Raw genomic sequence first — 14134 nt, 5'->3', positions numbered from 1 at the left:
CAGAAGGATATTTTTTGTAATTTTATGTCTGCCGCATTGCGGCATTAACTTGGCCGACACAATGCCATTGCGGCTTACCACCCCTTAGAAACCGTCTACAGCACCCCCCCCCGTGTAGGCCCTATGTACATTTTGCTGACACAGCATGCACATGAATTGCCGCAAAGCCTCTGTAATTTCGCAGGACCGGCCTCGCTCCCTGCAGTTTTTCTCTTGCACAGCGTAAGATCCTCGCCTCCAATGCCGCAGCTGCAAATTCAAAGCTGCCGCATTGCAGCGAATTGACAATGACGTAAAGTTTCGTTTATCAAGCTTTCAACGTAAGAAAATTGCGCGACACGTTTCAAGGAGGCCCGCCATGACCGCCCAGACCCCAGCCCCAAGCCCAGTTCCAAGCTCAGCCCCAAGCAATGCCACAACGCGGGATAAACCTTGGCTGTTCCGTACCTATGCGGGCCATTCCACGGCCTCGGCGTCGAACGCGCTCTATCGCAGCAACTTATCCAAGGGGCAAACCGGGCTGTCTGTCGCCTTTGATCTGCCAACCCAAACCGGCTATGACAGCGATCACGAACTGGCGCGGGGCGAAGTGGGCAAAGTGGGAGTTCCTGTCTCGCACCTTGGCGATATGCGCGCCTTGTTTGCCGATATTCCGCTGGAAAAGATGAACACCTCGATGACGATCAACGCGACCGCCCCTTGGTTGCTGGCGCTTTATATTGCCGTGGCCGAGGAACAAGGCGCCGATGTGGCAGCGCTGAACGGCACGGTGCAAAACGACATTATCAAGGAATACCTGTCGCGCGGTACCTATATTTGCCCACCTGCGCCCAGCCTGCGGATGATCACCGATGTTGCGGCCTATACCCAAAAGCATCTGCCAAAATGGAACCCGATGAACGTGTGTTCCTACCACTTGCAAGAGGCGGGCGCGACGCCGGAGCAAGAGCTTGCCTTCGCGCTCGCCACCGCATGCGCCGTGCTGGATGATCTAAAGGGCAAAGTGTCGGACGATGATTTTCCCAATATGGTGGGCCGGATTTCGTTCTTTGTGAACGCGGGCATCCGCTTTGTGACCGAGATGTGCAAAATGCGCGCATTCGTTGATTTGTGGGATGAAATTTGCCTGACCCGCTACGGCGTGCAAGACGCGAAATACCGCCGGTTTCGCTATGGTGTGCAGGTCAACTCGCTGGGTTTGACCGAGCAGCAACCCGAAAACAACGTCTACCGGATTTTGATTGAATCCTTAGCGGTGACCTTGTCGAAAAACGCCCGTGCCCGTGCCGTGCAATTGCCCGCATGGAACGAGGCGCTCGGCCTGCCGCGCCCGTGGGATCAGCAATGGTCGCTGCGGATGCAACAGATTTTGGCGTATGAGAGCGACCTGCTGGAATATGACGACCTGTTTGACGGCAACCCCGCAGTCGACCGCAAGGTTGAGGCGCTGAAACAAGGCGCGCGCGAAGAGCTTGCCCAGATTGACGCGATGGGCGGGGCTGTGGCCGCAATTGACTATATGAAAGGCCGGTTGGTAGAGGCGAACGCCGAGCGGATCAACAAGATTGAGACGGGTGAAACGGTGGTGGTGGGCGTAAACCGCTGGGTTGAAACAACGCCAAGCCCACTAACCGCTGGGGATGGGTCCATCATGGTGGCGGACCCAAAAGCCGAGGCCGACCAAATCGAACGCCTGACCGATTGGAAAACAGCCCGCAGCCATGCTGCCGTCGAGGCCGCACTCGCCGCGCTGCGCAGTGCCGCGCAGGACGGCACCAATATCATGCGCCCGTCCATTGCTTGCGCCAAAGCAGGGGTGACGACTGGCGAATGGGCCAGCACAATCCGCGCTGTCTTTGGAGAATACCGCGCGCCGACCGGTGTGTCGCGTAACCCGTCGAACCGTACAGAAGGGCTGGAACCAATCCGTGATGCCGTGCAGGCTGTTTCGGCAAAACTTGGCCGCCCGTTGAAGTTTCTGGTCGGAAAACCGGGGCTTGATGGCCACTCTAACGGCGCAGAACAAATCGCCGCCCGTGCCCGCGATTGTGGCATGGATATTCACTATGAGGGCATCCGCCTGACACCATCCGAAATTGTAAATGCTGCAGTAGAACAAAACGCCCATGTTGTCGGGCTGTCCATTCTGTCGGGGTCGCATTTGCCTTTGATCACCGAAGTGCTTGAAAAGATGCGTGCTTCCGGCCTTGAGGATGTGCCCTTGGTGGTCGGCGGTATTATCCCCGAAGACGACGCCGCCCATTTGCGCGCGCTCGGCGTTGCGGCCGTTTACACACCAAAGGATTTTGAACTGAACCGGATCATGATGGATATCGTGACACTGGTTGATCCCGACACATCTGCCGCCGCATAAAAAAGGGGGCCGCTAAGCCCCCTTTACCAACTATTTACGAATAACAGTCCTTACGCGTGAATGGCCCCATCGCCGCAGGCAAGCGCTGCCTCACGAACCGCTTCGGAATACGTCGGGTGGGCATGACATGTCAGCGCCAAATCCTGTGCCGAGGCACCAAACTCCATCGCGACACACACCTCGTGGATCAAATCGCCAGCCATAGGGCCGATGATATGCGCGCCCAAAATGCGGTCTGTGTCTTTATCCGCCAGAATTTTTACAAAACCTTCGGCTTGGAAAATCGCCTTAGCGCGCGCGTTGCCCATAAAGGAGAACTTGCCAACCTTATAGGCGCGGCCTGCTTCTTTCAGCTGCTCTTCGGTTTTGCCCACACTTGCCACCTCGGGGGTCGTGTAAACCACACCGGGTATCACGTCATAATTCACATGACCCGCTTTGCCTGCCAAAATCTCGGCCAACGCCATGCCTTCATCTTCGGCCTTATGCGCAAGCATCGGGCCAACAATGGCATCGCCGATAGCAAACAAGCCTTTGATATTGGTGGCAAAGTGATGGGTTTTCACTTGCCCGCGCTTCTCCATTTCAACGCCCAAAGCCTCTAGGCCCAAGCCATCAACAAAGGGCTTGCGACCCGTGGCGACCAAGACACAATCGGCATCCAGAACGGCCTCGGAGTCATCTTTTCGCAGCTTGTAGGTCACCTTGGCCTTGCCGCCTTTGGTCGTCACACCCTGAACCGCAGCGCCAAGAACGAACTTAATGCCCTGTTTTCCAAGAATTTTCTGGAAGGCTCTGGCAACTTCGGCATCCATCCCCGGGGTGATCGCCTCTAGATATTCCACCACCGTCACGTCCGAGCCCAAACGCGCGTAGACAGACCCCATCTCAAGCCCGATCACGCCTGCGCCGATCACGACCAGCGATTTTGGGATTTTGTTCAACACAAGCGCGCCGGTTGACGTAACGACGGTTTTTTCGTCAACCTCAACACCCGGCAGCGATGCTGCCTCTGACCCCGTTGCGATGACGATATTCTTGGCCTCGTGCACCTCATCACCGACCTTAACTTGACCCGCAGCAGGGATAGAGCCCCAGCCTTTCAGCCAAGTTACCTTGTTCTTTTTGAACAGAAATTCGATGCCTTTGGTGTTACCGTCGACCACGTCTTGCTTATAAGCCTTCATCTGATCCCAATCGACCGAAGGCGACTTGCCTTTCAGGCCCATTTTAGCAAAGTTATGCTCGGCCTCGTGCAAGGAATGTGTCGCATGCAGCAGCGCCTTGGACGGGATGCAGCCGACGTTCAAGCACGTGCCGCCCAGCGTTTCGCGGCCCTCAACAACGGCGGTTTTTAGGCCAAGTTGCGCGCAGCGGATGGCGCAAACATAGCCGCCGGGGCCGCCGCCGATGATGATGACGTCAAAATTTGCCATGGGTCAGTTCCTTGTTTTGATGTCAGAGCCGGGGGCTGTCTGCCCCCGGACCCCCGAGGATATTTTTGAATAGATGATTTACAGCAGGGCTGCGACGATCATGGATAGGGTTGCCACAAAGCCTACAGCCCAAATCGCGGAACGCCAAGGGCGCCAGCCAAAGGCATAGGCGGGAACGTAAAGAATGCGGGCGGCGAGGTAGACCCAAGCGCAGGTGGCGGTGAAGCCGGTGGTTTGATTGCCAAGCGTAACCACGACGGTCGCGATGGTGAAGAGGATCAAGGCCTCAAAATGGTTGTTCAGTGCGCGTTGGAGTCGGCCAGTGCGTTCAGAAATTTGGCGGGTTGGGGGACGGTCGCGCGCGGATGAGGTGTAGCCGGTGCCTAGTTCGATATTCGCAGGGATCGCGAAGAGGGCGAACTGGACGGCTTGGAGTAGGGCCGCGAGGGCTAGAGTGGTGAGTTCTGGGGTCATCAATATTTTTCAACCACACCATCAGAATAAACGATTGCGTCTATCTTTGTCTCAATTTTTCCAGTTCCACTTGTTTCAAATATCTGGAGCTTGTCGTATGGTTGACCTGCTATGAATTGGTTGTCCTCAAAGAAATAGAAAGTGTCAGCCGTTGAGCTTTTTGAAGGCTCAACTTTCTCTGCGGACTCCCCCGAGAACTTGAATACCTCATCGCCAAACGCCGATATGAAGCTTGTCGTGAATTTGAATCCAACTATGGTTCTATCTGTTTCATTTGTTATTTTTGGCATGAACCGCATCTGATTTTGACCGTACTCGCCGGCAAAATGCTGAAAGAATGGTTCCAAATAAGAAACTTTGGCAGTCGTTTTATGCACATCAACCAAAGCTAGCATTTGAAAAGTACCATCGTCTTTTAATTCAATTTGGCGGCCATCGGTTGTTGTGACGATTTCAGCATAAACTGTCGAGCTGACTAGTATGGCAAGAAAAAAAACGGTCCATTTCATTCTTATCACCTCACACAGAGCTTTTGAAGGTGTCACAGATTTGGTTCAGAACCTTCTCTGCGACACCTATTCATCACAAATCCATTAGCAACCGGCGTGGATCCTCAAGCGCTTCTTTGACGCGGACGAGGAAGGTCACAGCACCCTTACCGTCAACGATGCGGTGGTCATAGGACAGGGCCAGATACATCATCGGGCGGATCACGATTTCACCGTTCACAACCACAGGGCGGTCTTGGATTTTATGCATGCCCAAGATACCCGATTGCGGTGGGTTCAGGATGGGCGAGGACATCAGCGAGCCGTAGACGCCGCCGTTGGAAATGGTGAACGTGCCGCCTTGCATTTCGGCCATCGACAGCTTGCCGTCACGGGCGCGCAGGCCCTTTTCGGCAATCGCTTTTTCGATTTCGGCGAACGACATCGCATCCGCATCGCGGATGACTGGCACCACAAGGCCCGACGGCGTACCAGCCGCCACGCCCATGTGGACGAAGTTTTTGTACACGATATCGGTGCCGTCGATTTCGGCGTTCACCTCGGGCACTTCTTTCAGGGCGTGGCAGCAAGCCTTTGTAAAGAATGACATAAAGCCAAGACGGACCTTATGCTTTTTCTCAAACTGGTCTTTGTACTGGTTGCGCAGGGCCATAACCTCGGACATGTCCACCTCATTATAAGTGGTCAGCATGGCGGCGGTGTTCTGGCTTTCTTTCAGGCGGCGCGCGATGGTTTGGCGCAGCTTGGTCATTTTGACCCGCTCTTCACGGCTGGCATCATCGGCGGCAACAGGGGCGCGTGGCACCGACACAGGTGCAGCTGCAACAGGTGCCGAGGCAGCCTTGGCGACGTCTTCTTTCATCACGCGGCCATCTCGGCCCGAACCTTGCACTTGATCACGGTTCAAACCGGCCTCGGCCATAGCTTTTTTCGCCGATGGCGCGTCTTCGACATCCTTTGCACCAGTCGCGGCAGGCGCAGCAGCAGCCGCAGGTTTTTCTTCGGCCCTGGCAGCAGGAGCCGAGGCCCCTTCGGCGACAACGGCCAGTCTGGCATTGGCGGAAACGGTTTCGCCTTCGGCAGCAATGATTTCGGTCAACACGCCGGCAACGGGGCTTGGCACCTCAACCGAGACCTTATCGGTTTCCAGCTCGCACAGCATTTCATCCTGCGCGACCGTATCACCGACCTTTTTGAACCACGTCGAAACGGTGGCCTCGGAAACGGATTCGCCAAGGGTTGGCACATTTACATCAGTCATTTTACCCTCTTCCGCGCTGGCCGGGGCCGATGCGCCTTTGTCATGTGTGGTCGAGGCAGCCGCCCCGGTGTTGTCCGATTGGGCGCCGATTTGGGCCAGCAAGGCAGCAACGCCTACCGTGGTCCCTTCGGCAGCAATGATTTCGATAAGCGTGCCAGCCACGGGGCTTGGCACCTCAACCGTCACCTTATCGGTCTCCAGTTCGCAAAGCATTTCATCGACCGCGACCGTATCACCCAGCTTTTTATACCAGGTTGCAATGGTCGCCTCGGTGACGCTTTCGCCCAAGGTGGGTACCCGTACTTCAGTTGCCATTCGCACGCTCCCCCGTCAGCGCATCTGCGATCAGCGCCTCTTGTTCTGCCTTGTGGCGGCTGGCAAGGCCTGTTGCAGGCGAAGCAGATGCCGTGCGGCCAACGTAGCGCGGGCGGCTGTTTTTAGCTTTGATCTTGCCCAAAACCCATTCGATATTCGGCTCGACAAAGGTCCAGTAACCTTGGTTTTTCGGCTCTTCTTGGCACCAAATCACTTCGGCCCCTTTAAAGCGCTCCAATTCCTTGACCATCGACATCGCCGGGAACGGATAGAACTGTTCCAACCGCAGCAGGTACACATCATCCAAACCTTGGGCATCCCGAGCGGCCAGCAGGTCATAATAGACCTTACCAGAGCACACGACGACGCGCTTGATTTTGTCATCCGCCTGCAACGTCAGGTCGGAATGGCCCTTTTGGGCATCATCCCACAAAACGCGGTGAAAGGACGAACCGGTGGTAAAGTCATCGGCATCCGACACGCACATTGGGTGACGCAACAGTGATTTCGGTGTCATCAAGATAAGCGGCTTGCGGAAATCGCGGTGCAACTGACGGCGCAAAATGTGGAAATAGTTGGCAGGTGTCGAACAGTTCGCCACAATCCAGTTTTCATTCGCCGACATTTGCAAGAACCGCTCGGGCCGCGCGGACGAGTGCTCTGGACCCTGCCCTTCATAGCCGTGCGGCAGCAGGCAGACGAGGCCCGACATCCGCAACCACTTGCTTTCGCCCGAGTTGATGAACTGATCGAACATGATCTGTGCGCCGTTGGCAAAGTCGCCAAACTGCGCCTCCCACAGGGTCAGGGTGTTCGGCTCGGACAGCGAATAGCCGTATTCAAAGCCCAGCACCGCATATTCCGACAGCATGGAATCGATCACCTCATAGCGCGCTTGGCCGGCCTTGATGTGGTTCAACGGGTAATAACGCTCTTCGGTCGCTTGGTTGATAAAGGCGGAATGGCGTTGGCTAAAGGTGCCGCGCGTACAATCCTGCCCCGACAAACGCACGGGGAAGCCTTCGGTGACCAAAGACCCAAAGGCAAGCGCCTCGGCTGTGGCCCAGTCGAACCCTTTTCCTTCGGAAAACATCTTGTTTTTCGATTCCAGCTGGCGACCAACGGTTTTGTGCAAATCAAAGCCGTCTGGCACACGGGTCAGGCCTGCGCCCACCTCGGCCATCGCAGCAGGGGTGATCGCGGTTTTACCCGCCTCGTATTTATCACCTTCGCGGCTCATGTTCTTCCAACGGCCATCCAACCAGTCGGCCTTATTCGGCTTGTAGTCTTTGCCCGCGTCGAATTCCTCGTTCAGATAGGCTTGGAACGTGGCCTTCATATCCTCGATCTCGCCCTCGGGGATCAGGCCATCCTTGACCAACCGCTCGGTATAAAGCGACAGCGTAGTCTTGTGCTTTTTGATCTGGGTGTACATCGCAGGGTTGGTGAACATCGGCTCATCGCCTTCGTTGTGACCAAAGCGGCGATAGCAGAAAATATCCAAAACCACGTCTTTGTGGAACTTTTGGCGGAACTCGGTCGCCACTTTTGCGGCATGCACCACAGCCTCGGGGTCGTCACCGTTCACATGGAAAATCGGCGCTTCAACAACCAAGGCGTTATCGGTTGGATAAGGGCTAGAGCGGCTGAAATGCGGTGCAGTGGTAAAGCCGATCTGGTTGTTCACGACGATATGGATCGTGCCGCCGGTGCGGTGTCCGCGCAGGCCCGACAGGCCAAAACATTCAGCAACAACGCCTTGGCCCGCAAAGGCCGCATCGCCGTGCAGCAAAATCGGCAACACCTTTTCGCGGTCTACATCGTTCAACTGGTCTTGCTTGGCGCGCACTTTACCCAGAACAACGGGGTTCACAGCCTCAAGGTGGCTTGGGTTGGCCGTCAAGGATAGGTGAACGGTGTTGCCATCAAATTCGCGGTCGCTGGAGGCGCCGAGATGGTATTTCACATCGCCCGAACCATCAACATCTTCTGGCTTGAAACTACCGCCCTGAAACTCGTTGAAAATCGCGCGATACGGCTTTTTCATCACGTTCGACAGAACCGAAAGGCGGCCACGGTGCGGCATGCCGATAACGATTTCTTTTACACCCAACGCGCCGCCGCGCTTGATGATCTGCTCCATCGCAGGGATCAGGCTTTCGCCACCATCAAGGCCAAACCGCTTGGTGCCCATGTATTTCACATGCAGGAATTTCTCAAAACCTTCGGCCTCAACCAGTTTATTCAAAATGGCTTTACGGCCCATCTTGGTAAAGGCGATTTCCTTGCCGTAGCCTTCAATCCGCTCTTTCAGCCAGCTTGCCTGCTCGGGATCGGAAATATGCATGTATTGTAGCGCAAAAGTGCCGCAATAGGTGCGCCGCACGATCTCAAGGATCTGGCGCATTGACGCAAGCTGTAGGCCCAGCACGTTATCAATAAAGATCGGGCGGTCCATATCCTGCTCGGTGAACCCATAAGATTTTGGGTCCAACTCGGGGTGCTTGCTGGTATCTTGCATTTTCAGCGGGTCCAGATCGGCAGCCAAATGGCCACGGATCCGGTAAGCGCGGATAATCATCAACGCGCGAATACTATCCAAAACGGCGCGCTGCACTTGCGCATCCGAAAGTGACACACCGGCCTCGGCGGCCTTGGCAACAATTTTCTGCCCCGCCGCTTTGTTTTCTTTGGCAGGCACGACAGGCCATTCCCCCGTCAACGCACCCGTCAGGTCATCCGAAGGGACCGGCGGCCAATCGGTCCGCGCCCAAGACGGGCCAGCAGCGGCTGCCTCGGCCACACGGTCCGCCTCGCCCAGCTCGGCAAAAAATGCGGCCCAGCTGGCATCAACCGACGCAGGGTCTTGTGCATATTTCGCCGCAATCTGGTCGATATACTCGGCATTGGCGCCATCCAAATAGCTTTGGGCGCGGAATTGGGCGGTAGAGGATTGCTCGGTCATTTTTGGACCTCATGAGGGTTGGGGCCGGGGGGCACGGGTGACAACCACCACTGCCAGAATGAAGTAAAGGCGGGGTTACCCCCGCCATTTGTTTTTACGCTTTGATCGCAGCCATTACGGCCTCGCCCAAATGGGCAGGGCTTTCAGCAACCACAATACCGGCAGCTTTCATTGCTTCGATCTTGCTTTCCGCGTCGCCTTTGCCACCGGCAACAATTGCGCCAGCGTGGCCCATACGGCGGCCAGGAGGGGCGGTACGACCTGCGATAAAGCCTGCTGTTGGCTTCCAACGGCCTTTCTTGCGCTCATCCGCAAGGAATTGCGCCGCTTCTTCTTCGGCAGAGCCACCGATCTCACCGATCATGATGATCGAGTGTGTTTCGGGATCAGCCAAGAACATTTCCAAGATGTCGATATGCTCGGAACCCTTGATCGGGTCGCCACCAATACCAACAGCCGAAGACTGGCCAAGACCCAGATCAGATGTCTGCTTAACGGCCTCATAGGTCAGCGTGCCCGAGCGCGACACAACACCAACCGACCCGCGGCGGTGAATATGGCCCGGCATAATGCCGATTTTGCAGGCATCAGGCGTAATCACACCGGGGCAGTTTGGCCCGATAAGGCGCGATTTAGAGCCTTCCAACGCACGCTTTACGCGCATCATATCCAGCACCGGAATACCCTCGGTAATGCAAACGATCAGCTCCATCTCGGCGTCGATCGCCTCAAGGATAGAGTCGGCCGCAAACGGAGGCGGCACATAAATGACCGTTGCATTTGCTTGCGTCAGCGCGCGCGCCTCATGCACCGAGTTATAGACCGGCAGGTCCAGATGCGTGGTGCCGCCCTTACCGGGGGTCACGCCGCCAACCATTTTGGTGCCATAGGCAATGGCCTGCTCGGAATGGAAAGTACCTTGGCTTCCCGTAAAACCTTGGCAGATCAAACGGGTATTTTCATCAACGAGAACGGCCATCAGGGCCTCCTTATGCAGTCATAAAAGCACCAAGCGGTGCCGGTTATCAGTTGGCGGGACGGTCATAGCCTGGGCAAGTGATGGTGATATCGCCACCGTCAACGGTGCCGCTGCGTGCCCAATCAGATTGTTCGGCGCAGACGGCTTCTTCGTTGCCATCGCTTGTAGTGCCGCCGCCACTTACGCAGCCTGCAAGCATCAACAAAACTGCCGAGCCAATCATAAACTTTTGCATTTTACACCCTCTCACCACTGTTGACGTTGTCCGCAGGCATTGCCGCCACTGCGGTTAAGTGCCGGGCCGCACCAAAGCGACCCGGTTGGAACCTTAGCCTTTAACCGCTTTCACGATCTTTTGGGCGCCGTCTTTCAGGTTTTCCGCAGCGATCACGGCAAGGCCGGAATTGTTGATGATGGCCTTGCCTTCTTCAACATTCGTGCCTTCCAAGCGCACAACCAACGGCACCTTCAAACCAACTTCTTTGACAGCTGAAATCACACCTTCGGCGATCACATCACAGCGCATGATGCCACCAAAGATGTTCACCAAGATGCCCTTAACATTCGGGTCGGAGGTGATGATCTTGAATGCTTCGGTTACTTTTTCTTTGGTCGCACCGCCACCAACGTCGAGGAAGTTCGCAGGCTCGGCGCCGTACAGCTTGATGATGTCCATCGTCGCCATCGCAAGGCCCGCACCGTTGACCATGCACCCAATTTCACCATCCAAGGCGATATAGTTCAGGTCGAACTTAGACGCTGCCAGCTCTTTCGGATCTTCTTCGGTCTCATCACGCAAGGACGCGATATCCGAGTGGCGGTACATCGCGTTGCCGTCAAAGCTCATCTTGGCATCAAGGCATTTCAGGTTGCCATCGGGTGTTACGATCAGCGGGTTGATTTCCAGCATCTCCATGTCTTTCTCAACGAAAGCTTTGTAGAGAACTTTGATCAGGCTAACGCATTGCTTTACCTGACCACCGGTCAGGCCGAGCGCGAAGGCAACACGGCGACCGTGGAAATCAGACAAGCCCGAAGCCGGATCAACCGAGAAGGATACGATCTTTTCGGGTGTGTTCGCGGCAACTTCTTCAATGTCCATGCCGCCTTCGGTCGAGGCAACGAATGAAATGCGGCTGGTCTGACGGTCAACCAACAGCGCAAGATACAGCTCGCGTGCAATGTCCGAACCATCTTCGATGTAGATGCGGTTCACTTGCTTGCCCGCAGGGCCGGTCTGGTGCGTCACCAAGGTGCGGCCCAGCATCTGCTTGGCCATCTCGGCCGCTTCAGATACAGATTTGGCCAAACGTACGCCGCCTTTTTCGCCGGCTTCCGCTTCTTTAAAGTGGCCTTTGCCACGGCCACCCGCATGGATTTGCGCTTTGACAACCCACAGAGGGCCGTCCATTTCGCCTGCGGCGGTCTTTGCCTCTTCCGCCTTCAGAACGACGCGACCATCGGACACAGGCGCCCCATAGCTGCGCAACAAGGCTTTGGCTTGGTATTCGTGAATGTTCATCGTCAGTCCTATCGGTAAGGAATTTGCACTGTGATGCCATAGAAATAAGCTTTTTCAAATGGCATTTTTTGGAAAACCACGTTTTGAACGAAAAAACCGACATTTGTGATCACAGCTTTCAAAAGTGTGATCACAAAAAATACTGCGCCCCGCGAATCCCATACCGCCAACCCGTTAACAAAGCTCTATCCTCGCTTAATCTCGGTCAACATTTTGCGCAGCTTCCAGTTCGGCACGAGCGTCAGCGCACGTTTGGCGGCCCGCTCGGCCATGCTGACATGCCCCTTGGCCAGCGCGGATTCCAACAGATTCAACAAATAGGGCACCGCCCCGCGCCGCGAACGCATCAACCTGCGAAAGGTCAAAGGGTCCAGCGCGCCTTTCATCCCCAGAACGGCCACCTCTTTCAACACGCCCATGCGCATCAACATCGGCGGAATCTTATGGCTAAAATGCGGGACCGGCAGCAGCGTCACGCCCTCTCCTACCATGCGCAGGGCATGCAGCTTGTCGCCCTCAACCACGGGGTCATAAATCAAATACGCACAGCCCGCGCTTTGTACCCCAACCGCCGCGTCATTGAACGGCGCCGACCAATCGCCAAGGCCGCGCCCATAACGATAGCGCCGCTCAAACGGGACCACCTTACCATCCAACGTCGATTGCGGGGCAAAGGCAAGCACTGTGCAGCCCGGCGCCAAAGGTGCAAAAACCGCCGCGCCGAACCCACCCATAGAAGCACCATACATGCTGACATTGTCATACCCTGCGAATAGGCCTGCGCTCTGCAACCCCAGCAACGCCGTTTTTAAATGTGGGCACTGAAACCAGTCTTTGCGCTTGACCATGACCCCCAAAATCGCCCAGCCCTTACGCTGCACAAGTTGGCAGGCAAAGGGCTGGCGGGCCTCAACATCGCGGTCAGATGCGAGGTTGTCAAAAGTCACGACCAAACGTTTTTTGCCAGGCAGATACGCCAGCATGTGATGCTCGGTTTCGATGAAAAATGCGCCTTCCGTCGCGTGGCACCGCGCGCGCAGCGGCTCCATGCCGGGTGGCAATGGCGTTGCAGCATCTGAAAGCAAGGGTTGGGCAATCACAAGAAACGCGGTCCTATCGGGGCAATCCCCCAAAGCGTATCACCCCGCCGCAAAATAAAACAAGCCCCGCAAAGCGGGGCCTGTCTGTACACTTTTACAGGTTAGATCAAGCCAGCGATGGATCGATTTCTTTGCAGGCCGCAACAAGGCCCTTAACGGCATCAACCGATTTGTCGAACATCGCTTGCTCGACTGTGTTCATCTTGATGTCCGCGATACGTTCAATCCCGCCAGCGCCGATGATCGTAGGAACGCCAACATACATGCCCTTCACGCCCAGCTCGCCATCACAATAGGCAGCACATGGCAGCATACGCTTTTGGTCTTTCAAATAGGCTTCGGCCATCTCAATCGCCGATGTCGCTGGCGCATAAAACGCCGAACCGGTTTTCAGCAGGCCAACGATTTCGGCGCCGCCATCACGGGTGCGCTGAATGATGCTGTCCAGCTTGTCTTGGGTCGTCCAGCCCATTTCTACCAAGTCAGGCAAAGGAATGCCGCCAACGGTGGAGTAACGCGCAAGCGGTACCATCGTGTCGCCATGGCCACCCAAAACAAACGCGGTCACATCGCGCATCGAGCAGTTGAATTCAACCGACAGGAAATGACGGAAACGCGCGCTATCCAGCACACCAGCCATACCAACAACTTTATTTGTAGGCAGGCCCGAAAACTGCTGCAACGCCCAAACCATCGCATCAAGCGGGTTGGTGATGCAGATCACAAATGCGTTCGGCGCGTTCTTGGCAATGCCTTCACCGACCGATTTCATCACTTTCAGGTTGATGCCCAACAGGTCATCACGGCTCATCCCTGGCTTGCGGGCAACGCCTGCGGTCACGATGCAAACATCGGCGCCAGCGATATCGGCGTAGTCGTTTGCGCCCTTCATTACAGCGTCAAAGCCCTCGGACGGGCCAGATTGCGCGATGTCCAGGGCTTTGCCCTGTGGGGTGCCTTCTGCAATATCAAACAGGACGATATCGCCCAATTCTTTAATCGCTGCGAGATGGGCAAGCGTGCCGCCAATCTGCCCTGCGCCGATAAGTGCAATCTTAGGTCTAGCCATGATATCAATCTCCGGATCGGGTTATTTTGATGCAGCGATGCCTAGACCCTTGTCACAAATTAAGCAAGAGCGCTGCAATGCGGCATTGCTCTTCTGTACCATACAGGCTTAGTGTTTGCGCAAACTGGCC

11 protein-coding genes are annotated in these 14134 nt (G+C 55.8%); 1 reads left to right on the top strand and 10 read right to left on the bottom strand.

Annotated features, from left to right (window positions below; genetic code table 11):
• The first annotated feature begins 358 nt into the window (after positions 1 to 358).
• Positions 359 to 2374 (top strand): methylmalonyl-CoA mutase family protein, encoded by a 2016-nt coding sequence (locus ACEN2J_RS04430; protein ID WP_442103619.1) that lies wholly within the window; start codon positions 359 to 361, stop codon positions 2372 to 2374.
• Between the two features lie 50 nt (positions 2375 to 2424).
• Here the strand turns inward: ACEN2J_RS04430 and lpdA are convergent, their stop codons facing one another.
• The 10 genes from lpdA to mdh all read right to left on the bottom strand — a co-directional run bounded on the left by lpdA (position 2425) and on the right by mdh (position 14004).
• Positions 2425 to 3810, bottom strand: coding sequence for a dihydrolipoyl dehydrogenase (gene lpdA / locus ACEN2J_RS04425; RefSeq protein WP_442103618.1), 1386 nt, complete (start codon positions 3808 to 3810; stop codon positions 2425 to 2427).
• Positions 3811 to 3888: 78 nt separating this feature from the next.
• Positions 3889 to 4284, bottom strand: coding sequence for an MAPEG family protein (locus ACEN2J_RS04420; protein ID WP_442103617.1), 396 nt, complete (start codon positions 4282 to 4284; stop codon positions 3889 to 3891).
• The gene (locus ACEN2J_RS04415) at positions 4284 to 4793 is read right to left on the bottom strand and encodes a hypothetical protein (protein WP_442103615.1); all 510 of its coding nucleotides are present in this window, start codon (positions 4791 to 4793) and stop codon (positions 4284 to 4286) included. Before ACEN2J_RS04415 ends, ACEN2J_RS04420 begins: the two co-directional genes overlap by 1 nt.
• A 73-nt stretch (positions 4794 to 4866) precedes the next feature.
• Entirely contained in the window at positions 4867 to 6369 is a 1503-nt protein-coding gene (odhB, locus tag ACEN2J_RS04410) for a 2-oxoglutarate dehydrogenase complex dihydrolipoyllysine-residue succinyltransferase (RefSeq protein ID WP_442103614.1), read from the bottom strand.
• Positions 6359 to 9334, bottom strand: coding sequence for a 2-oxoglutarate dehydrogenase E1 component (locus ACEN2J_RS04405; RefSeq protein WP_442103612.1), 2976 nt, complete (start codon positions 9332 to 9334; stop codon positions 6359 to 6361). The genes odhB and ACEN2J_RS04405 overlap by 11 nt, the downstream gene beginning before the upstream one ends.
• A 94-nt stretch (positions 9335 to 9428) precedes the next feature.
• On the bottom strand, positions 9429 to 10313 hold the full coding sequence (gene sucD, locus ACEN2J_RS04400) for a succinate--CoA ligase subunit alpha (RefSeq protein WP_442103611.1): 885 nt from the start codon (positions 10311 to 10313) through the stop codon (positions 9429 to 9431).
• A 46-nt stretch (positions 10314 to 10359) separates the two neighbouring features.
• A complete protein-coding gene (locus ACEN2J_RS04395; protein WP_442103610.1) occupies positions 10360 to 10548 on the bottom strand; it encodes a hypothetical protein in 189 nt (62 codons plus the stop codon).
• Between the two features lie 93 nt (positions 10549 to 10641).
• Entirely contained in the window at positions 10642 to 11835 is a 1194-nt protein-coding gene (gene sucC / locus ACEN2J_RS04390) for an ADP-forming succinate--CoA ligase subunit beta (RefSeq protein WP_442103609.1), read from the bottom strand.
• A gap of 185 nt (positions 11836 to 12020) precedes the next feature.
• On the bottom strand, positions 12021 to 12935 hold the full coding sequence (locus ACEN2J_RS04385; RefSeq protein ID WP_442103607.1) for a hypothetical protein: 915 nt from the start codon (positions 12933 to 12935) through the stop codon (positions 12021 to 12023).
• 106 nt (positions 12936 to 13041) lie between these two features.
• Positions 13042 to 14004: a malate dehydrogenase gene (gene mdh, locus ACEN2J_RS04380; protein WP_442103605.1), complete on the bottom strand. Its 963-nt coding sequence runs from the start codon at positions 14002 to 14004 to the stop codon at positions 13042 to 13044.
• Between the last annotated feature and the right edge of the window lie 130 nt (positions 14005 to 14134).

Source organism: Pseudorhodobacter sp. W20_MBD10_FR17, from assembly GCF_052119765.1.
Classification (GTDB): Bacteria; Pseudomonadota; Alphaproteobacteria; order Rhodobacterales; family Rhodobacteraceae; genus Pseudorhodobacter.
Note: the sequence above shows the minus strand (reverse complement) of the source record. Positions and strands in the feature narration are given on the sequence as shown.